The organism is Streptomyces sp. NPDC001750 (genome assembly GCF_042892615.1).
Taxonomy (GTDB): Bacteria; Actinomycetota; Actinomycetes; order Streptomycetales; family Streptomycetaceae; genus Streptomyces.
Map to the genome: position 1 here is coordinate 38,824 of NZ_JBIAUE010000023.1, position 25,580 is coordinate 64,403.

20 protein-coding genes and 1 pseudogene are annotated in these 25,580 nt (G+C 71.2%); 15 read left to right on the forward strand and 6 right to left on the reverse strand.

Annotated elements, in window-relative coordinates; genetic code table 11:
* Nucleotides 1–3: 3 nt before the first annotated feature.
* The 4 genes and pseudogenes from ACFYY6_RS29155 to ACFYY6_RS29170 all read right to left on the reverse strand — a co-directional run.
* Complete coding sequence (locus ACFYY6_RS29155) at nucleotides 4–1,314, reverse strand: hypothetical protein (RefSeq protein ID WP_389196447.1); 1,311 nt, start codon at nucleotides 1,312–1,314, stop codon at nucleotides 4–6.
* Nucleotides 1,314–2,492: an N-6 DNA methylase gene (locus ACFYY6_RS29160; protein WP_389196485.1), complete on the reverse strand. Its 1,179-nt coding sequence runs from the start codon at nucleotides 2,490–2,492 to the stop codon at nucleotides 1,314–1,316. The genes ACFYY6_RS29155 and ACFYY6_RS29160 overlap by 1 nt, the downstream gene beginning before the upstream one ends.
* A gap of 317 nt (nucleotides 2,493–2,809) precedes the next feature.
* Entirely contained in the window at nucleotides 2,810–3,001 is a 192-nt protein-coding gene (locus ACFYY6_RS29165) for a hypothetical protein (RefSeq protein ID WP_389196449.1), read from the reverse strand.
* A 217-nt stretch (nucleotides 3,002–3,218) separates the two neighbouring features.
* Nucleotides 3,219–4,010: pseudogene (locus tag ACFYY6_RS29170) on the reverse strand (aminotransferase class I/II-fold pyridoxal phosphate-dependent enzyme); the annotation flags it as partial.
* Nucleotides 4,011–5,013: 1,003 nt separating this feature from the next.
* Here ACFYY6_RS29170 and ACFYY6_RS29175 point away from each other — a divergent pair.
* The 15 genes from ACFYY6_RS29175 to ACFYY6_RS29245 all read left to right on the forward strand — a co-directional run bounded on the left by ACFYY6_RS29175 (nucleotide 5,014) and on the right by ACFYY6_RS29245 (nucleotide 23,119).
* Nucleotides 5,014–5,538, forward strand: coding sequence for a DUF2617 family protein (locus ACFYY6_RS29175; RefSeq protein WP_351521196.1), 525 nt, complete (start codon nucleotides 5,014–5,016; stop codon nucleotides 5,536–5,538).
* A 115-nt stretch (nucleotides 5,539–5,653) separates the two neighbouring features.
* On the forward strand, nucleotides 5,654–7,252 hold the full coding sequence (locus ACFYY6_RS29180; RefSeq protein WP_389196451.1) for a polyamine aminopropyltransferase: 1,599 nt from the start codon (nucleotides 5,654–5,656) through the stop codon (nucleotides 7,250–7,252).
* 128 nt (nucleotides 7,253–7,380) lie between these two features.
* Entirely contained in the window at nucleotides 7,381–8,634 is a 1,254-nt protein-coding gene (locus tag ACFYY6_RS29185) for a hypothetical protein (RefSeq protein ID WP_389196487.1), read from the forward strand.
* A 22-nt stretch (nucleotides 8,635–8,656) separates the two neighbouring features.
* Nucleotides 8,657–9,457 carry an aldose 1-epimerase gene (locus ACFYY6_RS29190; RefSeq protein WP_351632465.1) on the forward strand — a complete coding sequence of 267 codons (801 nt, stop codon included), beginning with the start codon at nucleotides 8,657–8,659 and terminating at the stop codon, nucleotides 9,455–9,457.
* A 209-nt stretch (nucleotides 9,458–9,666) separates the two neighbouring features.
* Nucleotides 9,667–10,206 (forward strand): orotate phosphoribosyltransferase, encoded by a 540-nt coding sequence (gene pyrE / locus ACFYY6_RS29195; protein WP_351521188.1) that lies wholly within the window; start codon nucleotides 9,667–9,669, stop codon nucleotides 10,204–10,206.
* 211 nt (nucleotides 10,207–10,417) lie between these two features.
* Nucleotides 10,418–11,440 carry a class II fructose-bisphosphate aldolase gene (gene fbaA / locus ACFYY6_RS29200; protein ID WP_351521186.1) on the forward strand — a complete coding sequence of 341 codons (1,023 nt, stop codon included), beginning with the start codon at nucleotides 10,418–10,420 and terminating at the stop codon, nucleotides 11,438–11,440.
* A 220-nt stretch (nucleotides 11,441–11,660) separates the two neighbouring features.
* Entirely contained in the window at nucleotides 11,661–12,863 is a 1,203-nt protein-coding gene (locus tag ACFYY6_RS29205; protein WP_351521184.1) for a MalY/PatB family protein, read from the forward strand.
* 357 nt (nucleotides 12,864–13,220) lie between these two features.
* Entirely contained in the window at nucleotides 13,221–14,966 is a 1,746-nt protein-coding gene (locus ACFYY6_RS29210) for an MFS transporter (protein WP_389196454.1), read from the forward strand.
* 100 nt (nucleotides 14,967–15,066) lie between these two features.
* A complete protein-coding gene (locus ACFYY6_RS29215; protein WP_073788317.1) occupies nucleotides 15,067–15,480 on the forward strand; it encodes a DUF3151 domain-containing protein in 414 nt (137 codons plus the stop codon).
* 308 nt (nucleotides 15,481–15,788) lie between these two features.
* Nucleotides 15,789–16,637, forward strand: a complete 849-nt coding sequence (locus ACFYY6_RS29220; protein WP_351521180.1) for a tryptophan 2,3-dioxygenase family protein — start codon at nucleotides 15,789–15,791, stop codon at nucleotides 16,635–16,637.
* Nucleotides 16,630–17,922, forward strand: coding sequence for a kynureninase (gene kynU, locus ACFYY6_RS29225; RefSeq protein ID WP_389196456.1), 1,293 nt, complete (start codon nucleotides 16,630–16,632; stop codon nucleotides 17,920–17,922). The genes ACFYY6_RS29220 and kynU overlap by 8 nt, the downstream gene beginning before the upstream one ends.
* Nucleotides 17,923–18,139: 217 nt before the next feature.
* Nucleotides 18,140–19,015 carry an alpha/beta hydrolase gene (locus tag ACFYY6_RS29230; RefSeq protein ID WP_351632478.1) on the forward strand — a complete coding sequence of 292 codons (876 nt, stop codon included), beginning with the start codon at nucleotides 18,140–18,142 and terminating at the stop codon, nucleotides 19,013–19,015.
* A gap of 512 nt (nucleotides 19,016–19,527) precedes the next feature.
* Entirely contained in the window at nucleotides 19,528–21,054 is a 1,527-nt protein-coding gene (locus ACFYY6_RS29235) for a histidine kinase (RefSeq protein ID WP_351521174.1), read from the forward strand.
* Nucleotides 21,051–21,767 (forward strand): response regulator transcription factor, encoded by a 717-nt coding sequence (locus ACFYY6_RS29240; protein WP_351521172.1) that lies wholly within the window; start codon nucleotides 21,051–21,053, stop codon nucleotides 21,765–21,767. The genes ACFYY6_RS29235 and ACFYY6_RS29240 overlap by 4 nt, the downstream gene beginning before the upstream one ends.
* A gap of 86 nt (nucleotides 21,768–21,853) precedes the next feature.
* Complete coding sequence (locus tag ACFYY6_RS29245) at nucleotides 21,854–23,119, forward strand: cytochrome P450 (RefSeq protein WP_351521170.1); 1,266 nt, start codon at nucleotides 21,854–21,856, stop codon at nucleotides 23,117–23,119.
* 373 nt (nucleotides 23,120–23,492) lie between these two features.
* Here ACFYY6_RS29245 and ACFYY6_RS29250 read toward each other — a convergent pair whose 3' ends face one another.
* Nucleotides 23,493–23,819 carry a hypothetical protein gene (locus ACFYY6_RS29250; RefSeq protein WP_386609501.1) on the reverse strand — a complete coding sequence of 109 codons (327 nt, stop codon included), beginning with the start codon at nucleotides 23,817–23,819 and terminating at the stop codon, nucleotides 23,493–23,495.
* A 141-nt stretch (nucleotides 23,820–23,960) separates the two neighbouring features.
* Nucleotides 23,961–25,580, reverse strand: a complete 1,620-nt coding sequence (locus ACFYY6_RS29255) for an ABC transporter permease (RefSeq protein WP_351521204.1) — start codon at nucleotides 25,578–25,580, stop codon at nucleotides 23,961–23,963.

The following is a 25,580-nucleotide window of genomic DNA, read 5'->3' on the forward strand; positions in this document are numbered from 1 at the left end:
TCCTCACTCGGGTCCCCATAGATTCTCCGGGGACCATCCTGACTCATGGCCGGTCGATGCCTTGCGCGTTGGAGGGATTACAGGTGGTCGAGTGGGGTATACGCGCTCTTCGTCGGGTTCCTCCTTCTGTTCCAGGACAGCGCCGGCCTTTGCCGAGATGTCGCGCAGGAGCGCGTCCTTCAGGTCATGCAGGGTCGCGACCTTGGAGACCAGCTGCCTTGCGACGGCGTGCAGTGGGTCCGTCATGGCGTGGAAGTCAGCGCGTGTGATCGAGTCGGGCCAGGTGATGCCCAGGCGTGAGAGGGCGCGTGCGGAGATCTCCCTGGCGTTTCGGCCTTGGGCTACCTTCGCGATGCTGCTGCTCCGACTTCTCAGCTCGTGGAGCAGCCACCAGCTGTCCGTATCGTCCACGGGCCGCACCGCCAGGACCCCTCTGGTGGGTGTCGCTGGGTCCTGTGTCACGGCGATGTGCGCTCCGTCGGGGCGGGTGCTCAACATGAAGGTGCCGGGTGGCCATGCTTCCGCGTCATCTGCCGGGCTGCTCAGACGGAACCTCTCCACGTGGGGCACCGTGAGGCCGAAGAGGTCGGTCGGGGTGATCGCGTCGACGCCGGTTCCTTTCGTTCGAGGGGGGAGCGAGCGCGCGGAGCCCTTGCCCGTCTTCGCCTTGGCGACATCGCGGAGCAGCCGTGTCTCCCAGGCGGGACTCGCGGAGGACCAGTCATCGTGGATCGCGTCGGCCAGTTCCACTGCCTTTCGCGCGGCCTCTTGGTGGAGGTCGATCATCTCCTCGATGAGGCTGAAGGCCCGGTGGTACTTGGCGATGACGTCCGGCGGAGGGAGCGGGAACCGCATGCGGCGGAGCGTGTCGAGGCTCACCGTGGGCTCGACGTGTGCCGTCACGTCCTCGTCGATCCGTGCCTTCGCCGCGGACGTCTGCAGCCAGATGCGAAGCCACCTCACGACGTGCGGGTCCGCGCGGATGATGCCGATCGACCTGGTCGCGGTCCATCCCGCGTACTCGGCGGTGACGACCGCGGCGTCACCCGTCCGCCTGACGAGTACGACGGCTAGGTCGCCCTCCTTGAGGGCCGCCCGACTGGGGCGAGTGTCCCCCCGCCCGCGCTCGCGGGTTCGTGGCGAGTGAATCCTCCCGTCTCTGACGTGCGTCGAGCTCACGATGTCCGCCTGACCGGGCGCGTCGTCGTCGAGGACGCCGGACGTGGTGTACATGTCCTTCGGGTGAAAATTGGCGATGGCGGTTGCCTGCCACGCTTCGGTGCCGATGCTGTTGCGGTGAGCTGCCGAGGCCATCAGATCTCCTCCAGGACGTCCAGCAGCCGCGCCTCGAGTGCGTGGCCCCGGCTGAGCTTCTCGACCAGCTCGTGCTTGAGCTGGTCGATCCGGCTTCGCGTGTCGCGTTCGAGACCGGGGGGCTCCACGGCATATGAGGTCGGCATGAGCTCGTGCCGGCGCCGGGCGATTTCTTTGGTCGAGCAGCTTTGAGACCAGCCGGGCTCATCGCGGTAGAGCGTGGCCGCGTCCCCGCCCACCTCGGTGCCACGCCAAGCTGCCAGGGTGTTCAGGATTCGCTCCGTGTGTGCGTCGCCCAGCCGCCGTGCACCCGACTTCGAGACGCGCTCGAAGGACCGCCGCGCGTTGATGAACAGCACTTGTCCGTGGCGGTCAACGGTGCCCCAGCCGGATCGTGCGTGCTTGTCCTTGTTCAGCACCCACAGGCAGGCGGTGGCATCGGTATGGCCGAACACGCGGGGCGGCAGCGCGATCACGCACTCGACAAGGTCGGCTTGTAGCAGCCGTTCGCGCAGTCTTCGTGTGGAGGGCTGGGCGCTCTTGGCCACGCTGTCGGCCATCAGGAAGGCTGCTCGGCCCGCCGGAGCCAGAGCATGCGCGATGTGCAAGATCCATGCAGAGTTGGCGGACCCCTTGGGCGGTGGATCCTCCGGCCAGCGGGGGTCGATGGGGATGTGCCGATCCTGCCGTGCGCCCTGGCCCTTCTGGTCCTCCGGCGCCCAGTCGTGCTGGTTGAACGGAAGGTTGGCCAGGATGATGTCGTAGCGATCGGGTTCCGGCTTCGCGAGGCTGTCCCCAGGAGGGAAGAGGTGCGCCTCGATGCCTCGCACGGCGAGGTTCATGCGGGCGACTTGTGAGGTAGGGGCGTGCTGCTCCTTTCCCCGCAAGGACATGGCCGGGTTCAGTCCGACGCGTTCGCGGACGTAGCGGTGACTCTCGGCCAGCAGCCCGCCTGAACCGCATACGGGGTCCAGCACGCTGTGTCCGTCCCGCGGCGCGGCGGCACCGACCATGAGGTGGGCCATGTCGCCGGGCGTGAAGTAGTGGCTTCCGCGTGCCTGCTCGGTCGAGAGGTCACGCAGGCACTGGTCGAGCAGCGTTCCGACCTGCTGGACGGAGCTGATGGCCAGGATGAGACCGCGTAGCGGATCGTCGGTGCCGCGAGGCGGCACGGGCATCAAGTCCCTTGTACCCGTGCCGTCGCCGCTGGCGTCGGTCGCGGGGAGCCAGTGGGCAAGGCACTTGCTCACGGAAGATCCGATCCACGGACTACGCTCCGCGGCCTGGCCCTGCAGCCACGACCACGTGGGAACGCCGTCCCCGGGGGCGGCGTGCGCGGTTCGGCTCAGGTAGAGCAGTCCGAGGACAAGTCGGGCCGCGTCATGGGCGTTCATCAAACGGGAGAGGCGTGCCCGGTGTTGGCGCACCTCCGTGAAGACCTTGAGCGCGGCAGGGTCCTCGGCACGCGCATCCCCTCGAAGAGCTCCCACATTGCTCACGAGCCCACCACTCCCAGGCAGACCATGACCCCGAGAATGAGCGTCAGGGCACCAGCGAAGGTCGTCACTCCGGTCCTGAAGGCCACCGTGGGCCTCCCTCCCTCGACCACGGTCACGAGGCTGCCGGCGAGAGCGGCCACCAGTGCCGCGAGGACCGCGATGATCACGTACATCGACTTCTGCTGCACGTGCTTCCTTCCTGAGGTCAGGGGGATCTCCGAGAGCGCGAGCGAGTCACACGATCCCCGGCGTCAGAAGGGACAGTAGAAGACGCGGCCTACGCGGCGCTTGGTGCACGGAGTTTGGGATTTTCTCTATGGCCCGCGCGCGATTGACGGGTCGTTATTGACTGCACGGTTTTTGGGATTTTTGACAGCGAGTCCGCCAGGCGCCGTGATCGGGCGCCCGCGCTGTCCGCGGAATAGGCAGGCGAAAAGGGCTTGACCCACCGACCTTCCAGCCGGTGAAAGAGTACGTCTTGCCGGCCGAGCCGATGGTGACGGTGCGCTCGCGCATCCCGGGGAAGGTGGCGAGCGGGAGGTGCTCGCCCTCGAAGACCAGGTGCTCGTAGACCTCGTCGGTGACGACGAGGAGGTCCCGTTCGCAGGCCAGCGCGGCGATCGCGCCGAGTTCCTCGCGGGTGAGGACGGTGCCGGTGGGGTTGTGCGGGGTGTTGAGCAGGATCAGCCGGGTGCGGGGGGTGACGGCGGCCCGAAGCTCGTCGAGGTCCAGCCGGTAGCTGCCGGTGGCCGCGTCGGGGTGGAGGGTGACGGGGACGCGTACGCCACCCGCCATGGCGATGCACGCGGCGTAGGAGTCGTAGTACGGCTCCAGGGCGATGACCTCGTCGCCGGGCTCCAGCAGCGCCAGCAGGGACGCAGCGATGGCCTCGGTGGCGCCCGCGGTGACGAGGACCTCGGTGTCCGGGTCGACGTCGAGCCCGTAGCGCCGCCGCTGGTGGTCGGCGATCGCGGCGCGCAGTTCGGGAACGCCGGGGCCCGGCGGGTACTGGTTGCCGTGCCCGGCGCGCAGGGCACGTACCGCGGCCTCCCTGATCTCTTCCGGGCCGTCGGTGTCGGGAAAGCCCTGGCCGAGGTTGATGGAGCCGGTCCGTACGGCAAGTGCCGTCATCTCCGCGAAGATCGTCGTGCCGAACTCGGCGAGGCGGCGGTTGAGCAGCGGTCGTCCCTGAGCCATGGCCGCCATCCTGCGCGCAAGCTCTGGAGTTGCTCAAGTCTGATTTCGGCGTACGGGGGCGGGGCATCCCCCGTACGAGAACGGCGCCATGATGTGAGCCGAACGGCACGACGACGTGTCGGGCCGACGGCGGTGCGTGAAGAAGCGGGGGACCTCGCTTCGGGGGAACGGAAGGACGTGAGGTCGATGAAGATATTCGTCGGAGTGGTGATAGCGGTCGCTGTGATCGGGCTGCTCGTCTCGCTCGTGGTGAAGGCCAGTGGCCGGAAGAAGACGCGGGGGAGGGGCGGGCGTCGGAGCGGTGACGGCGGGGACGGCGGCGGTGGCGGCAGCTGGTGGGCGGGCGACAGCAGTGGTGGGTCCTGCGGAGGCGTCAGCGATTCGGGCGGTCACTCGGGAGGTCACTCGGGCGGCCACTCCGGGGGGCATTCGTGTGGGGGCGGCCACTCCTCGTGCGGCGGGGGCGGCTGCGGCGGAGGCGGCGGCGACTGATACGGCGCGGACGGCACGCGGCAGTCGATGCAGCGCGAAGTCGCCGTGGCCCGGGCGCCGTGGTGGGTCGTCACGAAGGGCTCGAACGAGGAAGAGTTGGTGCGAGCAGTTCGTAACAGCGCGTTGAGTGCGGGTAGTTGCCGCAGGAGCCGACGCGGGCGTGGCTGATCCGCGTCCGCCGCAGAGCCTCGTGCCCCGGCGCCCGGCCGGTGTGCGAGGTCGGCGTACGGAAGGTGCCCGGCGGGTGAACTCCCGCCGGGCACCGTTTTGTTGGGACTTTCGCGAGTTATCCGGTGAACAGATGAACCGAGGGGCCCCCGGGCGGATGGAAACCACGGCAAGTTGGGCAAAAACGCTGTGGATGCGGCTTACTTCGTGATTCCCTCGGTGGAGAGAACCTTCAGCCCTCGGACCCGAGTTGGACCTGATCGGGCGCTTCCAAACCTCCCACGTGCATCGCGTCGGAGGCGTCCCCTGTCCATGTGTCCACGCTTTCTTGCGGAGCCGACCCATGCTCACGACCCTCCAGACGGCCTATTCCGACACCCGCGCTGCCGACCTGGCCTGGGCGTTGGGGCGCGAACCGCTCCCCGCCCTGGCCGTGCTCGACCTCGATCTCGCGGGAGCTCGACTGCAACTGCGCCTGCTTGGCGCCTCCCACCAGGTGCTCCTGGAGGAGGAGCACGGCAACTGTTCCGAAACCGTCGCGTGTATTCCCGGCAGCAGCACGCCGTTGCCGCTCGGCGTCGCCAAGCGGCTCGGTGAGTGGGAGTACGAGTTCGCGGCGCGCGTGGAGACGCTCTCGGCGGGTTCGTTCGCCGGACGGGCGCAGGAACTCCTCGCGCTGGTGGCCGATCATCCGCACGGTCTCGCCGGGACGTTCCCCGGCAGTCCGCACGCCTTCACGGCGATGCTCGCCCAGCGGACCGGGGAACAGGTGCGGTGGCGGACCTGGCACGCGTACCCGCAGGAAGGCCAGTTGGTGGTGACGCGTACGCGTGTGGGGGTGCGGATGCCCGCGGCGGCGGCGCTCTGAGTCGGGTCGAATTCCTTCGGAGGCGGATCCCTCGGCGCCAACTCCTTGGTGAATACGCCGCTTACACCCTTGTGGGTGACCAAAAGCCACCTTCTCGTAACGTAGCGTTCGCCACATGATCGACCAGCAGGTCTCGCTGCGAGGGGGAGCGGCGCACCTTCCCGTACGGCCGAGGACCGGCCGCTGGTTCGTGCTGTCCGCCGTCTTCGTCTGCGCCGCCTGCGGCCTGGTGTACGAGCTCGAACTGGTGGCGCTCGCCTCGTACTTGATCGGTGACTCTGTCACCCAGGCGTCCGTCGTGCTCTCCGTGATGGTGTTCGCGATGGGGGTCGGCTCGCTTCTCGCGAAACGTTTACGCAGCCGGGCGGCGGTCGGCTTCGGGCTGATCGAGGCGCTGCTCGCGCTCGTCGGGGGTTCGTCGGCAGTGGTGCTGTACGCGACGTTCGCCTGGTTCGGGGAGTCGCGGTACGCCCTGGTGGGTTTCTCGCTCGCGATCGGGATCCTGATCGGCGCCGAGATCCCGTTGCTGATGACGCTGATCCAGCGCGTCGACCGGCAGGACGCCGGGGGCGCCGTCGCGGACCTCTTCGCCGCCGACTACGTGGGCGCGCTGGTCGGCGGGCTCGCGTTCCCCTTCCTGCTGCTGCCGATGCTCGGACAGCTCACCGGGGCGCTGTTCACCGGAGCGGTCAACGCGGCGGCGGGCGGGGCGCTGGTGCTGTGGGTGTTCCGGCGGGACCTCGCCCCGCGTTCCCGGTGGCTGCTGCTCGTCGTCAATGTGGCGGTGATCGCCCTCCTCGCCGTCGCCACGGTTCTGGTCGACGACTTCGAGCGGGCGGCGCGGCGCGCGGTGTACGGGGGTGGGGTGCGGGTCGCCGTGCAGACCGGGCTGCAGGAGGTCGTGCTGACGGGGACGGGGCGCGGCTCGCTGAGCCTGTACCTGGACGGGCGGCTGCGGGTCAGCGCGCGCGACGAGTACCGCTACCACGAGGCGCTGGTGCACCCGGCGATGGACGGCCCGCGCGCCCGGGTGCTGATCCTGGGCGGGGGCGACGGGCTCGCCGCCCGGGAGGTGCTGCGCCACCCCGACGTACGCGGCGTCACCGTCGTCGAGCTCGATCCCGGTCTCACCCGGCTGGCCCGTACCGACCGCGCCCTTTCGGCGCTGAACCGGCACGCCTATCGCGACGCGCGGCTGACGGCCGTCGACGCGGACGCCTTCACCTGGCTGCGGACCGCGCGCGACCGCTACGACGTGGTGATCTGCGACCTGCCCGACCCGGGGATCTCGGCCAGTACGAAGCTCTACTCGGCGGAGTTCTACGGGCTGGTCGCCGAGGTGCTGGCGCCGGGCGGCCGGGTGGTGGTGCACGGCGGTCCCTCGGTGTCCCGGCCGCGTACGTACTGGACGGTGGAGGCGTCGATGAGGGCGGCGGGCCTGCACACCCGCCCATACCGGATCAGCGGCCGGGGCACCGATTTCGCGGCCGGGCCCGACCGGGCCACGCACCGGGCGCAGGCCGAGCACGGCTGGGGCTTCGTCCTCGCCGGTGCGGAACGCGCTCCAGTGCTCCGGCTCGCGCCGTCGGGGCCGAGGCTTCGGTCGTTGACGGAACGCTCGCTGGAGCGCGCGGGGCGGGACGCGGAGGACGCCCGGCCGCGCGGTCTGCCGCCGTCGACGCTGGTCCATCCTCGGTACTGGGAGGACCGGTGAGCCGGGGGAGGGAATCGGCGTCGGCGGGCGATGGCGGGGCGTCGGCGGGGCGCGTGCGGGAGATCGCCACGTGGAACCGCTGACGTGACGGCCGGGGCTGAGTAGGCTCGGTTTCCATGGAGCATGAGGTGTTCGTTCCGGTTTCGGTCCCGTCCCTGCGGCGGACGCTGAGTGATCCCGCCCGTGTCGCACGCTGCGTGCCGGGGCTGCAACAGGACGCCGACGCGTCGGCCGACCCGCTGTCGGGCCGGCTGCGGATCCGGGTCGACGGCCACACGATCACGTACCGGGGTGCGCTGCGGCTCACCGTCGTGCCGCAGGACGGCGCCGACGGCAGGGCGGCTTCGGAGAGCCGGGAAGGCCCGGAGAGCGCGGAGGACCGGAGCCGGGGAGGCTCGCGGCGACGCGATGTCCTGGTGGCGGGTGAGGGCGTCGAGGCCCGGGGCGGTGGCTCGGCGAAACTGACGCTGACGATCGGGCTGACCGAGCGGGACAGCGGTACGGCGATCCTGTTCGCGGGCACGGCGACGGGCGACGGGCGCATCCTGGACCTGGATCCGGCGGCGGCGCTCGCGACCGCCGTCCGCCTGCTGGACCGCTTCACGCAGCAGCTCGTGACGGAGACACTGACGGACGGCGAGTCTGCCGAGGGCCCGGAGGACAGCGGCCCGCAGGGCGGTGGCGCGCAGGACGACGGACCGCGGGACAGCGGCGCGCAGGACGACGAAGGCCTGCGGGACAGCGGCTCGGTGGACGAGGCCGGGACCGCGGACGGTCTGACGGGTGAGGTCACGGACGGTCCGACGGATGAATCCGAGTCCGGCCACCCGGAGCGAGAGGCCCTTCGCGGTATCGACGACTCCGACCTCGACGAGGCCGAGCGGACCGTGGGAGAAGCGGTGGAGCAGGCCATCGAGGAGGCGGCCGAGGAGGCCGACACGACCGGCGCGGCCACCGCCCGGCCCGCCGCCGCTGCCGGGAGCACCGGCGACGACGACACCGACGGCGTGGACGACGGCGTCGACGACGACACGCCGCCCACGCACGAGGCCGCCCCCGACGAGGCGCCCGCTGCGGAGAGGCCCCCGGGCACGGGTTCCGTCTTCGACGCCCCCGTGCCCCCGCCGTCGCTCGACCCGGAGGAGGAGGTCGAGTTCACCGTCCCCGACGGTCCCCCGGCCGAGGCCGCGCACGCTCGGCGCACCATGATCGGCCGCAGTGCCGAGGAGGTCGACCACGCGCCGCCGCGTGGCAGGTACGCGCCCGTGCCGTCACCCGATTCGACCACCGCGGGAGCCACGCTCCGCTGGGTCGCCCCCGCCGCCGCGCTCGCGCTCGCGTCGGCCGTCGTGGTGGGCCGCGCGTTGCGACGACGGAGGTAGTCGCGCCAGTAATGTCGGTCGCGTGAGTAGCAGTGAGAAGGACGTCCGGCTGTCAGTCGGCGACGCAGAGCTGACCGTGAACCCCGCCAACGGCTGCCGCATCGGCAGCCTCCGCATCGGTGGCACCGAACTGCTGCGGCAGGGGGAGCGGTACGGCTCCTTTCCGATGGTGCCGTGGTGCGGTCGCACGGGGTACGGGCTCTTTCACAACGGCGATGTCCCGCACCGGTTGCCGCTGAACGCCCCGCCGCACGCCATCCACGGGACCGGCAGGGACACCGCCTGGCGCACCGCCCGGGTGGGCGAGCGGGACGCCTCGTTCTACTACGACCTCGTCGACCCCTGGCCGTATCCGGGCCGGGTGACCCAGACCTTCGAGCTGTCCGAGGACTCGCTGGTGCTCGCGCTCGGGATCGAGACGTACGAGAACTCGTTCCCGGCACAGGCCGGCTGGCATCCCTGGTTCCTGCGCAACCTCGGCGGCGGGGGCAAGGACGTGCAGGTGGCCTTCGATGCGGCCTGGCAGGAGGAACGGGGCGAGGACCATCTGCCGACCGGCCGCCGCCTCCCGCCGCTGCCCGGCCCCTGGGACGACTGCTTCGGGATGCCGGACGGTGTCGACGTGACCCTCACCTGGCCGGAGCAGCTGGAGCTGACCGTGAAGAGCCGGGCCGAGTGGGTCGTCATCTACGACGAACAGCAGGAGGCGGTCTGCGTGGAACCGCAGTCCGGCCCGCCGAACGGGCTCAACACCGACCCCCGGTACGTCACCCCGATCGACCCGCTGGAGATCCGGACGACCTGGAGCTGGCGCAGGCTCTGACCACTGCCGGCATGGTCGGTTCCGGGATGGGCCGGTACCGGACTCGGCCGGGCACGGGTAGGAGTGCGGGACCGTGACCGGGACCGGGTCGACCGGGAAGGGGCCGGGACCGGACCGGTCGGGCAGGGACACGAGCCCGGTGGGGGCGCCGCGGCAGGTCGGACTCGGCCCGGCATTGGCCCCGACATGTGCGCCTTAAGCTCGTAACCATGACTGACGTACGTGCTGAGCTGCTCCAGCAGATCAAGGACAAGGCCGTGGTACACGGCAAGGTGACCCTCTCCTCGGGTCTTGAGGCCGACTGGTACATCGACCTGCGCCGCATCACGCTGGATGGCAAGGCCGCCCCGATGGTCGGGCAGGTCATGCTCGATGCCACCGCAGAGCTGGACTACGACTGTGTGGGCGGGCTGACGCTGGGGGCCGACCCGGTCGCCACGTCGATGCTGCACGCTGCCGCCGCGCGCGGGCAGGAGCTGGACGCGTTCGTCGTCCGCAAGGCGCAGAAGGCGCACGGGATGCAGCGCCGCATCGAGGGCACGGATGTGAAGGGCCGCCGCTGCCTGGTCGTCGAGGACACATCGACGACGGGTGGTTCGCCGCTGACGGCCGTCGAGGCGGTGCGCGAGGCCGGTGGCGAGGTCGTCGCCGTCGCCGTGATCGTGGAGCGGGGTGCGGCTCCGGCGATCGCCGAGGCCGGCTTGCCGTACATCCACGTCTACTCGGTGGCCGATCTCGGTCTGGCCTGACATACGGTCTGACCTGCGATTTTCTTCAGGGGTGGGCGGTTTCACGTGAAACCGCCCACCCCTGACGCATGCCCCGGACCGCCCGGCAGGGCTCCGTGTGCATAGGCCGGGTGGAGCCGTGGCGGGAGTCTGGGAAGATGGGGGCGACGATGATGTCGCCCCCAGGTCAGGGAACCAGCACGCACACCCGCAAATCCCAAGGAGCGGACACATGCCCATCGCAACCCCCGAGGTCTACGCCGAGATGCTCGACCGGGCGAAGGCAGGCAAGTTCGCCTACCCGGCCATCAACGTGACATCGACCCAGACCCTGCACGCTGCACTGCGTGGCTTCGCCGAGGCGGAGAGCGACGGCATCGTTCAGATCTCCACCGGTGGCGCGGAGTTCCTGGGCGGCCAGTACAACAAGGACATGGTCAGCGGCGCCGTCGCCCTCGCCGAGTTCGCGCACATCGTCGCCGCCAAGTACGGCATCCAGGTCGCGCTGCACACCGACCACTGCCCCAAGGACAAGCTGGACGGCTACGTACGTCCGCTGCTCGACATCTCCGCCGAGCGCGTCGCCAAGGGCCAGAACCCGCTGTTCCAGTCCCACATGTGGGACGGTTCCGCCGAGACCCTCGCCGACAACCTGGCCATCGGTCAGGAACTGCTGGCCAAGGCCGCCGCCGCCAAGATCATCCTTGAGGTCGAGATCACTCCGACCGGTGGTGAGGAGGACGGCGTCTCGCACGAGATCAACGATGAGCTGTACACGACCGTCGACGACGCGCTGCGCACCGCCGAGGCGCTCGGCCTGGGCGAGAAGGGCCGCTACCTGCTGGCCGCCTCCTTCGGCAACGTCCACGGCGTCTACAAGCCCGGCAACGTCGTGCTCCGCCCCGAGCTGCTGAAGGATCTCCAGGAGGGCGTCGCCGCCAAGTACGGCAAGGCGTCCCCGTTCGACTTCGTCTTCCACGGCGGGTCCGGCTCCACCGAGCAGGAGATCGTCACCGCCCTGGACAACGGCGTCGTGAAGATGAACCTCGACACCGACACCCAGTACGCCTTCACCCGCCCGATCGTGGACCACATGTTCCGCAACTACGACGGTGTGCTGAAGGTCGACGGCGAGGTCGGCAACAAGAAGGTCTACGACCCGCGCAGCTGGGGCAAGTCCGCCGAGGCGGGCATGGCCGAGCGTGTGACGAAGGCGTGCGCCGACCTGCGCTCCACCGGCACCAAGCTGAAGTAACGCAGGCAACGGGCGTACGGAAGCCACGGACGTACGGGAGCGACAGGCGTACGGATGCAGCGGACGCGCGGAAGCAGCCGAGACGCGCAGAAGCAGCGCGGACGTGCGGACGACGGGCGCGCCGCGCGAGGCGGTACGTGACGTGGCTGTGGGCCCGGCACCCCCTGGAGAGGACTCGGGGCGCCGGGCCCACGGCGTGACAGGCAAAGGGAGAACCGTTGTGAGTGCCGGCGCGCGCTATGACTTCGACACCGTCGTCGACCGGCGTGGCACCTGGTCCGTCCAGTGGGACGGGGTCGCGAACCGGTTCGGGGTGGACGGGCTGCTGCCGTTCACCATTTCCGACATGGATTTCGAGACCGCTCCCCAGGTGCTGAGCGCGCTGCGGACCCGGCTCGACCACGGCGTCTTCGGCTACACGACCTGGCAGCAGGACGATTTCCGCTCGGCGATAGCCCACTGGTACGCGACCCGCCACGGGGTCCGGATCGATACCGGACAGCTGGTGTACGGGCCGTCCGTGCTCAGCCAGCTCTCGCAGCTGCTCCAGATGTGGACGGCCGAGGGCGAGGGCGTCGTCGTCCACACCCCGGTGTACGACGGTTTCCGCAAGGCGATCACAGGGCTCGGGCGCGAGCTGCGGGGCGTTCCGGTGGGGGACACCGCCGGGCTGGAACGCGAGCTCGCCCGCACCGACAGCAAGGTCCTGGTCGTGTGCTCGCCGCACAACCCGACCGGACGGGTGTGGACGCGCGACGAACTCGGCGTCATGGCGTCGCTCGCCGCGCGCCACGGCGTCGCGGTGATCAGCGACGAGATACACGCCGATCTCGCGCACCCGGGGCATGTGCATGTGCCGTGGACGTGCGTCGCCGACGAGAGGGAGGGGGAGAGGAAAAGGCGCTGGGCGTTGCTCTCGTCCGCGTCGAAGGCGTTCAACTTCCCCGCGCTGACCGGTTCGTACGGTCTGATCGGCGACCCGGCCGACCGGGCGGAGTTCCTGCGCCGGATGGAGACGGCGGAGGGACTCGCCTCCCCGGCCGTGCTGTCGCTCACCGCGCACATCGCCGCGTACCGGGAGGCAGGGGACTGGCTGGATCAGGTCCGCGCCTATGTCGGCGGGAACCTGGAGCTGGTGGCGGAGCGGCTGAACGAGGCGTTCCCGGGCCTGGGATGGGAGCCGCCGCAGGCCGGTTACCTGGCGTGGATCGACCTGCGGCCGGTGGGCGTCGAGGGCGCCGACGGCGACGAGGCGTTGCAGCGGGTGCTGGTCGAGCGCGAGAAGGTCGCGGTGATGCCGGGGGCGGTGTACGGGGCGGAGGGCTTCGTACGACTGAACGTGGGGTGCCCGAGGTCCAAGGCGGAGGCGGGCGTCCAGGCGCTGATCCGGGGCGTGAGGGCCGTGGCTGGAGGCGTGTCGTAGGTCGGGTCCTGCCGCAGCGCAGGGTTCCGGAGGTACGGCAGGATGTCTGGGTTCCGGGGGCTCCTCGGGATCCCTGGGGTGCCGGCGTTTCTGGGGATACCAGGGTCCCGGACGTTCCGGGCCGGAGGTTCTGTGGGGGCCACGGGTTCCGGAGTTCCGGCGCGGTTCCAGGGGCCCGGAGGCTTTGCGGGCCAGGGGCCCGGCTCCTCGTGGCTTCTGGAGTTCTCCGGGGTGGTTCCGTCCGTCGGTGTGCATGGGCACGGGCGGATCGCTTGAATGCGTACGGGTGCGTCTTGAATGCGTACGGATGGGTTCGCTCCGATGGCTGCTGCGGTCCCGAGCGGGGATGCTGCTCATATGCCTGACGCAGAGACGGGAGCCATCCGCGTCGCCTCTCCTGCGGGGCGGTGGGTCGTCCTCACCACCGTGCTCGGCTCCAGCATGGCCCTGCTGGACTCCACCGTCATCAACGTCGCCCTGCCCCGCATCGGCAAGGACCTCGGCACCGACCTGGCCGCCCTGCAATGGACCGTCAACGCCTACATGCTGACCCTCGCCGGGCTGATCCTCCTCGGCGGTGCCCTCGGCGACCGGTTCGGGCGGCGCAGGGTCTTCGTCGTCGGAATCGTCTGGTTCGCCGCCGCCTCCGTGATGTGCGGGGTCGCGCCGAACGCCGTCGTCCTGATCAGCGCCCGTGCACTCCAGGGCATCGGCGGGGCACTTCTCACCCCCGGTTCGCTGGCGCTGATCCAGGCGAGCTTCCACCCCGACGACCGGGCCCGTGCGGTCGGGCTGTGGTCGGGGTTCGGCGGGATCGGGGCCGCCGTCGGGCCGTTCGTCGGCGGCTGGCTCGTCGACGGGCCGGGTTGGCGATGGGTGTTCCTCCTCAACGTGCCGCTCGCCGCGATCTGCGTTCCGGTGGCGCTGCGCCACGTACCGGAATCGCGCGACCCGCATGCCCACGGGCGCTTCGACGTCCTGGGCGCCGTGCTCGCCGCGCTCGCCCTGGCCCTGGTGACCTACGCGCTGATCGAGGCCCCCGGCCGGGGCGTGTCCGGCGTGGTGCTCGGGACGGCCGTCGCCGGGGTCGCCCTCGGGGCCGTGTTCGTACGCGTGGAACGACGACGGCGGAACCCGATGCTGCCGCCCTCCGTGTTCGCTTCGCGGCAGTTCACCGTCGTCAACGTCATCACCCTCTGCGTGTACGCGGCGCTGGGCGGTTTCTTCTTCCTCTCCGCGATCCAGCTCCAGGTCGTGGCCGGGTACTCGGCCCTCGGCGCGGGCACGGCCCTGCTGCCCATGACCCTGCTGATGCTGATCTTCTCCGCCTCCTCGGGCGAGCTGGGGCAGCGCATCGGCCCCCGTATCCCACTGGGTGTGGGCCCCCTGGTCGCCGCCACCGGGATGCTGCTGATGCTGCGGGTCCGGCCCGGGGCGCACTCCGTCTCCGCCTACCTCACGGACGTTCTCCCGGCCGTCGCCGTGCTCGGCGCCGGAATGGTCACCCTCGTGGCACCGCTCACCGCGACCGTCCTGGCCTCGGTGGACACCGCACGGGCCGGTCTCGCCAGCGGGATCAACAACGCTGCCGCCCGCGCCGCCGGGCTGATCGCGGTCGCCGCGCTGCCGCTGCTCGCCGGGATGGGGCCGGAGGCGTACCGGAATGCCGAGGAGTTCGCGGTGACGTTCCGGCGGGCCATGCCGATGTGCGCCGGGCTGCTCGTGCTGGGCTCGCTGATCGCCTGGGCGGCCGTACGGAACCCGCCGGTACCGGCAGCGGAGAGGGAGGCGGAGGGGAAAGGCGAACCGCAGGGCCGGAGGGTGGGTTGGTGGAAGGACTGGACGGGGTGGCGGAAGGGCCGGGGAAGGGTGCGGCCAAAGGGGCGAGTGCGGCCCGAGTGCGCGGTGCACTGCGGCGTCGTCGCCCCGCCCCTGGAACCCGCGCGCGAGGAGTCCGCACATGACGAGTCCGCACACGAGGAGCCTGTGCAGCCTGTGCACGGGGAACCCGCGCGTGAGCAGCCGGCGCGTGACGAGTCCGCTCGCGGCAAAGGAGCGGGAGGGCCGGGGGACGCGGGAGGCGCCGGACGGCACTCGACGTGAACCCCCGCAACGGGGAGTGCCCGCACGCACCGGCGTGAACCGCCCCATCGCCGTGCGCCCGGGTACCCCCGGCGCGCATGCGCCAGGCACACTTGAACGCATGTCGATCCACGAGAACCTGCTCGGGGGACCGCCCCCGACCCATCTGCCGGACGACCCCGAGCCGCGCGAACTGCTCGCGAGCGGCGCGGCCCCCGCAGATGTCGCCGCGAAGTACCCGACCTCCTCCCTGGCCTGGGCGCAGCTCGCCGACGAGGCGTTCGAGGGCGGTCGCGTCGTCGAGTCGTACGCCTACGCCCGCACCGGCTACCACCGCGGCCTCGACGCACTGCGCCGGGCCGGATGGAAGGGCCACGGCCCGGTGCCGTTCGAGCACGAGCCGAACCGCGGCTTCCTGCGTGCCCTGCACGCGCTGGCACGCGCTGCCGGGGCGATCGGTGAGCAGGAGGAGTACGAGCGCTGCACGACGTTCCTGCGGGACTCCTCGCCGACCGCCGCCGAGACCCTCGGCTGAGGCACCCGAGCCCCTCGGCCGGGGTGCCCGGGGCCGCCCGGCCGAGGGCACCCGCGCGGCGTACCTGCGCGGGTGATGTGTGCCGCGTACGCGCGTGAGCGCGTGCGTACGTACGCGTACCCGATGCGTCCATGCGTACCCTCACGCACTCGGCATTCCGGGCCCCGCGGACGGTGGGGTGGCACCCACGTCCGCGGGGTCTGCGTGCTCTCCCGGCCTCCGTTTAGGATGCCGACAGGGGACCGGAGCTCCACCACCTCACGGAAGGGGCGGACCGCTACCCGGAAGCTCGTGTCGAGGAGACAGCAATGTCGACGATTCACCCCGACCCCGAAGCCACCGGTGCGGAGACCCCGCATCTCGACTTCGCGGGAACGACTCCGTACGAGGACTACGTCCAGGCGGATGTCCTGACCCACCTCCAGCACCCTCTCTCCGACGACCCGGGCGAGATGGTCTTCCTGGTCACCACCCAGGTCATGGAGTTGTGGTTCACCGTCATCGTGCACGAGTGGGAGACCGCCGCGCACGCCCTGCGCGAGGACCGGCTGACCGTCGCGCGCGATGCGCTGAAGCGGTCCGTGCGCGAACTGGAGGCGCTCAATGCCTCCTGGACGCCGCTCGCCCAGCTCACCCCCGCCCAGTTCAACTCCTACCGGGGCGCCCTCGGCGAGGGTTCCGGTTTCCAGTCGGCGATGTACCGGCGGATGGAGTTTCTGCTCGGCGACAAGTCCGCGTCCATGCTGGTGCCGCACCGGGGTGCGCCCCGCGTCCACGCCGAGCTGGAGAAGGCGCTGGCCGAACCGAGCCTGTACGACGAGACGCTCGCGCTGCTCGCCCGGCGCGGCCACGCCGTACCGCAGTCCGTGCTCGGACGTGACCTGACGCAGAAGTACGAGCCGTCGGCCGAGGTCGAGGCCGTCTGGGCGGAGATCTACGCCAATCCCGACCAGAACGACGAGCTGGTCCGGCTCGGTGAGGCGCTCACCGACGTCGGCGAACTGGTGTGGCGCTGGCGCAACGACCACCTCGTCGCCACCCGGCGCGCGATGGGCTCGAAGACCGGTACCGGTGGTTCCGCCGGGGTCGCCTGGCTGGAGAAGCGGGCTACGAAGAACGTCTTCCCCGAGTTGTGGAGTGCGCGCAGCCATGTCTGAGACCTTCACCGGGCACGCCCCGGAATCCGGGGTCCGTGCCGGGCACGCCCCCGCGTCCGACGTCAGCGCCTCGGCGACCGAGGAGCTCGGCGCGCGGGCCGCCGGGCTCGACGCCGCAGACCGGCTGGCCGGCCGACGCGAACTGTTCGCGCTCGACGACACCGTCTACCTGGACGGCAACTCGCTCGGTGCGCTGCCCGCCCATGTGCCCGGCCGGCTCCAGGAGGTGCTCACCCGTGAATGGGGGGAGCTGCGCATCCGGTCCTGGGACGAGAGCGGCTGGTGGACCGCGCCCGAGCGGATCGGCGACCGCATCGCCCCGCTCGTCGGCGCCGCCGCCGGACAGATCGTCGTCGGCGACTCCACCAGCGTGAACGTCTTCAAGGCCCTCGTCGCCGCGACCCGGCTGGCGCCCGAGGGGCGTGACGAGATCCTCGTCGACGCGACGACGTTCCCCACGGACGGGTACATCGCGGCGTCCGCGGCCCGGATGACCGGCCACCGGCTCGTCCCGACCGCCCCCGCCGAGGTGCCGGACGCCCTCGGTCCCCGTACCGCGGCCGTCCTGCTCAACCACGTCGACTACCGCACCGGCAGGCTCCATGACCTGGCCGGGCTCACCGACGCCGTGCACGCCGCGGGCGCCGTCGCCGTCTGGGACCTGTGCCACAGCGCGGGCGCCCTGCCGGTGGGGCTCGACGCGCACGGCGTGGACCTGGCGGTCGGCTGCACGTACAAGTACCTGAACGGCGGCCCCGGTTCGCCCGCCTATCTGTACGTCGCCGAGCGCCATCAGGCGGACTTCGACTCGCCCCTGCCCGGGTGGACGTCGCACGCCGACCCGTTCGGGATGACGCCCGGGTTCGTTCCGGCGGACGGCGCCGTACGGGGCCGCGTCGGCACCCCCGACATCCTCTCCATGCTCGCGCTGGAGGCGTCGCTGGACGTGTGGGACGGGGTGTCGATCGAGGCGGTACGGGCCAAGTCCCTGGCGCTGACGGACTTCTTCCTGGAGTGCGTCGCCGCGTACGTCCCCGAGGGCAGGGTCACCTCCCTCACCCCGGTCGCGCACGCGGAGCGCGGCAGCCAGGTCGCGCTGCGGTGCGAGGACGCGGAGGCGGTCATGGACGCCCTCATCGAGCGGGGCGTCGTCGGTGACCTGCGGCGTCCCGACGTGCTGCGGTTCGGATTCACCCCGCTGTACGTGGGGTTCGCGGACGTCGAGCGGGCGGCGCGGGTGCTGGGCGAAGTACTCGACGGGCGGCAGCCCGACGACAGGGCCTAGTGCCGTGAGCGGCACTGGCGCCGGGAGGGGCACTGGGTACCGAGTACCCGGGACCGGCCTGGCGTTGTCCTGATCCGGCGGCGGGGACGGGAACCGTCGGTACTGGTACCGTCCCCGCAGGTCAGGCCAGTTGGACTGGCGGACCGTCGAGTACACGCCATCGACTCCCGGGCAGTCGGGCCCAACGGACGAGACGGACAGGACGGGTTGGAGCAGCATGTCGGATTCTGCCGCGCGTGATCGGGACGCAGCCGAGACCGAATCGGCCTTCTCTCATCCACCGGTCGCCCCCGACGCGTCCGCCGCCTACGGGAACCACCCCGACCAGCTGATCGACTTCTATGCCCCGAGGGACGGCCGGCCCGGGGCGCCGGTGGTGGTCGTCCTGCACGGTGGCGCCTGGCGGGCGCCGTACGACCGTCGGCACGTGTCGCCGTTCGCGGACTTCCTCGCGCGGCGCGGGTTCGCCGTGGCCAGTGTCGAGTACCGGCGCGGTGGCGAGATCCCGCAGCAGCGAGGGGACGGGCCGGTCGCGGGCCGCTGGCCCGAGACGTTCGACGACGTCGCCGCGGCGATGGACGCGCTGCCGGCCCTGCTGGCCCGGGAACTCCCGGAGGCCGACGTACGGAGGATCGTTCTCACCGGGCATTCGGCGGGCGGGCACCTCGCCCTGTGGGCCGCCGCACGGCACGTGCTGCCCGAGGGGTCGCCGTGGCGGCTGCCCGCGCCGCCCCCGTTGCGGGGTGTCGTGGCCCTCGCACCGATCGCGGACTTCACCAGGGCCGTCGAGCTCGACGTGTGCTCGGGGGCGGTCGGTCAGTTCCTCGGCCGCGAGGAGGAGTTCGAGGAACGCTCCCGTCACGCCGACCCGGCCGTGCTGCTGCCCACCGGCATCGCGACGGTCGTGGTGCAGGGCACCACCGATCGCGATGTGCCGCAACCCGTCGCTGAGGCGTTCGTCGACGCGGCGGCGCGGGCCGGGGAGACGGTGGGGCTGACTCTGCTGCCCGAGGTCGGCCACTTCCCGCTGATCGACCCGGCGAGCGACGCGTGCGCGGTGGTGGCGGAGGAACTCGCGCAACTGGCCTGGTGATCCGAGGCGGATACGTTTCCGTGGCGGAGACGTTTCCGCGGTGGAAACGTTCCTGCGACGGAGAAGCACTAGTGCCGTGACCGGCAAGGTTTGCCCGGAAGGAGCGTCGTCCGGTGCTTCGTGGGGTCTCGGCCAACGCCGAAGGGGGTCCCCCCTGGCCCTTGAGGCCTTGGGGGAGTGCGTGCCGGACGGTGCGACGGGGCAAACGTTGCCGGTCACGGCACTAGGCACCACCTTCCGCCACGCGCCACCGGCCGGTCCCGGACGACCAAGACGGTTCCGTACGACCGGCCGGTCCGTACGACCGGCTGGTCCAGCGCCACCAGCCGGTGCCGTGCTGTCGGCCGGTGCCGCACCCGCTCGCGCGCGCATCGCCCGGGAACGGGTTCCGTAGTCGATTCTCTCGGCGATGAACGGGCTCCATGACACCGCTCCGTAGTACTTGCGATGGACGGCGCAGGATCCGCATCACTGCTGACGTCCCGGGCCGTACCGGCGCCTACCGTGGAAGCGTGACCGAGACCAAAACCAGAAGCCCCGAGTTCAGGCTGGCCGCCAGGGCGTTGGGCGGACTGCGACAGGATCTCTTCAGCGACGCCTTCGCCTATCGTCCGCTGGAACGGATGCGGACGGACGGGCTGCTGACCGGCAGGCTGCCGGGCCGGATGCGTGCGCGGGCCGCCTGGACGCCTCACGCCCTGGTCGGTGTGACCGCGTTCTTCGTGGCAGTCATGGGCCTGGCCTCGGGGGATTCCTCGGGTCTGCGTTTCCTGGTCGGGGGCGTCGTGACCGTGCTCCTTCCCGCGGCCACGGTGCTGATGACGCTGGTCCGGCCGGTCGGTGCGTTCTGGGCGTCGCTGGCACTCGCCCCGTTCGCGGCGATCTTCGGCAGCGACGGCTGGCCGTGGACGCCGAGCACGCTCCTCTCGCACCTGGTGGTGCTGGTGGTGGTCGCGGCCCGGACCCGGCCCCGTACCGCCGCCTGGATGTGGGGGATCACCGCGCTGTACGGCGCCCTGTTGGAAAGCCTCGGAGGCTGGCACTCCACGGGGACCAACGGGCCCCTCGCCTTCGCCTCCGCGTTCGCACTGCTGCTGGTCGCCGTGGTGCAGATCCGTCGCGACGCGGAGCGCGAGGTCACGGTGCAGCGCACGGTGACCGCCGTCGAACGCGACCGGCGCACCCTGCTGGAGGAGCGCACCACCATCGCCCGGGAACTGCACGACGTGGTCGCCCACCACATGTCGGTCGTCGCGATCCAGGCCGAGGCCGCTCCGTACCGGGTGGAGAACCCGCCGCCCGAGCTGGAGCAGGCGTTCGTCACGATCCGCGAGAACGCGGTCTCCGCCCTCACCGAGCTGCGTCGGGTCCTCGGCGTCGTACGGGCCGACGACCAGCAGGTGCCGGACGCTCCCCAGCCCACCCTCGCCCAGCTCGACGGGCTCCTCGCCAATGTGCGCGAGGCGGGGCTGGAGACCGAGAAGACGGTCACCGGCGCGATACGTGAACTGCCGCAGGGCGTCGAACTCTCGGCGTACCGGATCATTCAGGAGGCACTCAGCAACACGCTGCGGCACGCACCGGGCGCGACCGCCAAGGTGGAGATCGGTTACGTGCTCGGCGGGCTGGGGCTGCGTGTCGTGAACGGGCCGCCGACCGCCCCGGTGAAGCCCTCGCCGGGCGCCGGCCACGGGATCACGGGGATGCGGGAGCGGGTCACGATGCTGAATGGCACGATGACGGCCGGGGAAACAGAGGAGGGCGGCTACGAGATCGCCGCGTTCATCCCCGTGGCACTCGACCCCGAACCGAGCACGGCGCGCGACATGAACGAGACCACCCTGGTGATGCCGGTGAAGCAGGGGACGGCGGCTACCGAAGCGACCCGCGAGACGCGGGCGAAGCGAACGGCGGAGGGGAACGAGGTGGACCGGGTGAAGGCTGTGAGCGCTGTGGACGCGGCACACCGGGACGAAGAGGGCAAGCAGGGTGAGCGGGCCGAACGGGCGGAACAGGCGGGCCGGGTGGGACAGGCATGACCTCGGCCTTCGCTTCCGCCTCTCCTTCCGGCTCCGGCTCGCTCCCCGGCGACCCGCCCATCAGGGTGCTGATCGTGGACGACCAGATGATGGTCCGCGAGGGATTCTCGGTCCTGCTCAACGCCATGCCGGGAATCGAGGTCGTCGGCGAGGCGGTCGACGGTCGCCAGGCCATCGCGAAGGTCGCGGCGCTGCGCCCCGACGTGGTGCTGATGGACATCCGGATGCCGGAACTCAACGGCATCGAGGCCACCCGCGAGATCGTCGCCGCCGACGCGGACGCCAAGGTGTTGGTGCTGACCACGTTCGACCTGGACGAGTACGTCTACCAGGCACTGCGAGCCGGGGCGTCCGGCTTCCTCCTCAAGGACGCCTCCGCCCGACAACTGGCCGACGGCGTACGGGTGGTGGCCGCCGGTGAGGCCCTGCTCGCCCCGACCGTCACCAAGCGGCTGATCAACGAGTTCGCCAAGCTCGCCGAGGCCCCGCGTCCGCCCGCGCTCGCCCGGGTCGGGGACCTCACGGAACGCGAGACGGAGGTGCTCGTCCTCATCGCCCAGGGCAGGTCGAACGCGGAGATCGCCTCGCACCTGGTCGTCGCCGAGTCCACCATCAAGACCCATGTCAGCCGCATCCTGGTGAAGCTGGGGCTGCGCGACCGTACACAGGCCGCCGTCTTCGCGTACGAGGCCAGGCTGGTCACGCCGTCCTGAGCCGGCCCCCGGCCACGGCCGGGGGCCGAGAGGCCCGGCCGGGCACGGGACTGGTCGGCGGCGGCCTGGCCGGATAGCGTCCCTGTATGAGCCCGTCTTCCCGTTCCGCGGCCGATGTTCCCTTCAGATCGTCCGAGCCCTCCGGCTCCCACGCGTCCTTCGACCCGTGGTCACCGGCGTTCGTCGCCGATCCGTACCCGGCCTATACCGCGCTGCGGGCGGCCGGACGGGTGCACTACTTCGAGCCAAGCGACCAGTGGCTCGTCCCACACCACGCCGATGTGTCCGCGCTGCTGCGCGATCGCCGCCTGGGCCGGACGTACCTGCACCGCTTCACCCACGAGGAGTTCGGCCGGACCCCGCCGCCTGCCGAGCACGAGCCCTTCCATACCCTCAACGGGCAGGGCCTCCTCGACCTGGAGGCGCCCGACCACACCCGGATCCGGCGCCTGGTCTCCAAGGCGTTCACCCCGCGCACGGTCGAGCGGCTCGTCCCGACGGTACGGCGGCTCGCCGCCGAGCTGGTCGACTCGTTCGTCGAGGCGGGCGGCGGCGATCTGCTCACGGCGGTCGCCGAACCGCTGCCCGTGGCGGTCATAGCCGAGATGCTCGGCATCCCGGAGTCCGACCGCGGCCCGTTGCGCCCCTGGTCGGCGGCGATCTGCGGGATGTTCGAGCTGAACCCGTCCGAGGAGACCGCCCGTGCCGCCGTGCGCGCCTCGCTCGACTTCTCCGCGTACCTGCGCGAGCTGATCGCGGAGCGGCGCAAGAACCCGGGTACGGATCTGATCTCCGCGCTCATCGCCGCCCACGACGAGGGGGAGCGGCTGAGCGAACAGGAGATGATCTCCACCTGCGTACTGCTTCTCAACGCCGGACACGAGGCGACCGTCAACACCACGGTGAACGGCTGGTGGACGCTGCTGCGCCACCCCGAACAGCTTGCAGCCCTGCGTGCCGACCACGGGCTGCTGCCGACGGCGATCGAGGAGCTGATGCGGTACGACACTCCGCTCCAGATGTTCGAGCGCTGGGTACTCGACGACATCGAGATCGACGGCACGGTCGTCCCGCGCGGCTCCGAGGTGGCCCTGCTCTTCGGCTCCGCCAACCGTGATCCCGCCCGCTTCGAGGCTCCGGACGCCCTGGACCTGAGCCGACGCGAGAATCCGCATGTCACCTTCGGCGCGGGCATCCACTTCTGTCTGGGCGCCCCGCTTGCCCGGGTCGAACTCGCCGCTTCCTTCGGCGAGTTGCTGCGCCGCGCCCCGGGCCTCCGGCTGGTGGCCGAGCCGGAATGGAACCCGGGTTACGTGATCAGGGGACTGAAGGAACTCCGCGTCGAGCTGTGACCGGAGCGAAGGGCGACAGGGTACACGCGCCGGTCCCGGGAACCCGGTCCCGGCTCCCTGGCCCCTGTGCCCTGGTCCCGGCTCCCGGCTCCCGGCTCCCGGCCCCTGTGCCCTGGTCCCGGCTCCCTGGCCCCTGTGCCCAGGTCTCGGCTCCCTGGCCCCTGTGCCCGGCCCGGTTTCCCGGATCCTGTCTCACGGCACGGATACGCGGGCCTGAATTCCTCGGTCCGGATTCGCCGGTCCGGATTCCGTGGCCCGGTTTCCCGGCCTCGCCAGTCGGATCGACACCCGGCCCTGAGATCAACGGCCCTGAGGCCGGCGGTCTGGGTTGGTGGAGATCGGACACGGCGGCTCCGGCTCTGTCAGCTTCTGGTCAGCATCCGGGTCCGCAGAGCGGTGGGCCGGCCAGCACGTCGAAGGCCAGCCCGAAGGCCGCGAGTCCCGCGAGGAGCGCCGCCGCCCCGAGGGCCGACCGCCACTCTCCCCGCAGGAGGGCGAAGAGAGCGATCCCGGCCGTGATGCCGCCGAGCACCATGACGGGGAGCCCGAGCCAGAGCACGTTCCATTCCGACTCCCCCTCGAAGCCGCCGAAGATGCCGTGTCGGCCGTACGGGGCCCAGGCAAGCAGGCCGACCACTCCACCGACGGTGGCTGCGAGGCAGCCGACGATTCCGCGCACGGCTTCGCCCCGGTTCTCCATGACCGGAGTGACGCGGGCGGGCCGTAGGACGGTTGCACCCGGGCCCCACCCACATCACCGTGCCACTGCGTCACCGCTTCTCTCTTTGCTCCTCGTCTCTTCGCCTCCACACCTCACTGCCTCTTCATCCTTGCCGCGCCATCAGGTCAGGACGTCGCGTCGTCGCAGCGCCACCGCCCCGGCGCCCACCAGCGCCACCGCTATCGCCGTTAGCGCGAGCACGGGGCCCCACTCCATCCCGGTGCCTCCCGGCAGCTTCGGCAGGTGAGTGAACGGCGACAGGTCCATCATCGGGCGGGGCAGATCCAGCGCGGGCCCGATCCACCCGAGCGCCAGGCATGTTCCGGCCACGCCCCAGGAGGCCACCGCGGCCTTCGGGAGCGCCCCGTACAGCAGGACCGTGACGCCGCCCAGCAGCCAGATCGCGGGCAACTGGACCAGTGACGCCCCCAGCACGGCCGGGAGGCCGTGGCCGTACCCGGCGGCCAGGCCGACTCCGCCCACCACCATGATCAGGGCCGCCCCGCCGAACGCGACCACCAGATGCCCCGCCGCCCATCGCAGTCGGCCCACCCCGCACGCCAGCACCGGTTCGGCGCGCCCGGCCGTCTCCTCGCCGTGCAGCCGCAGCACCGACGCCACGATGTACAGCGCGGCGACCATGCCGAGCATGGAGACCATCGCCGCGAGGAAGGCGTCGGTCAGACCGGACTGACCGCCCATCCGCTCGAAGATCTCCCGCGTCTTCGGGTTGTCGCCGACCAGGTCCGCCGCCCCGTCGGTCAGCCCACCGAAAACGACCCCGACCGCGGCGAACGACAGCGTCCAGCCGATCAGCGCTCCCCGCTGGAGCCGCAGCGCGAGCCCGGAGGCGGACGATATCCGCCCCCGCGCCGGCCCGGGCCGGGTCGCCAGGAAGCTCATGCCGACGTCGCGCCGCCCAGCCAGGGCGTAGGCCAGAACGGCCTGGACCGTGATCGCGGCCGCCATGACGAGCAGCACCCACCAGCGTGTCCCTGCGTATGCCCGCACGTTCTCTGCCCAGCCGAGGGGGGAGAGCCAGGTCAGGACCGACGAACCGTCGCCCGTCGCCGCATCGCCCGCCGCCTTCAGGACGAACGCGGCACCGATCACCGCTGCCGTGAGCCCCTTGGCGAGCCGCGCGCTCTCGGTGAACTGAGCTGCCATCGCCGCCGTGCAGGCGAACAGCGCGCCCGTCCCGGCGACCGCCGCGGCGAGCGCCACCGCGCCGGACCCGCCCGCCCCGGAGCCGGCCATGCCGACCGCGACGACCAGCGCCAGCGCGGCGTTGGCGATCAACGCGGTGAGCAGCGCGGCTGTCAGTGGGGCGCGGCGCCCCACCATCGCGGAGGACAGCATTTCCTGACGCCCGGTCTCCTCTTCCTCACGGGTGTGCCGCACGACGACGATCAGGCTCATCACGGCGGCCAGCGCCCCGCCGAAGCAGACCATCCGCCAGCTGACGAGACCGCCGACGGAGTCGGCGAAGACCGGTCCGTACAGAGCCCTGAGGGAACTGTTGCCGTTCATCGATGCGGCAAGCTCGGCCCGATCGGCGGCGGTGTCGTACAGCGAGGCGAAGGAGTTGGCGACGAGGGAGAAGGAGCCGCCGAGCACGAGCACCCAGATCGGCAGCATGATCCGGTCGCGCCGCAACGCGAGCCGCAGCAGCGCCCCGGTGCCCGCGAACTGCCGGGCCACTGAGCCGGTCCGGGGCCCGGCACCGGTCGGCGCGGTCAT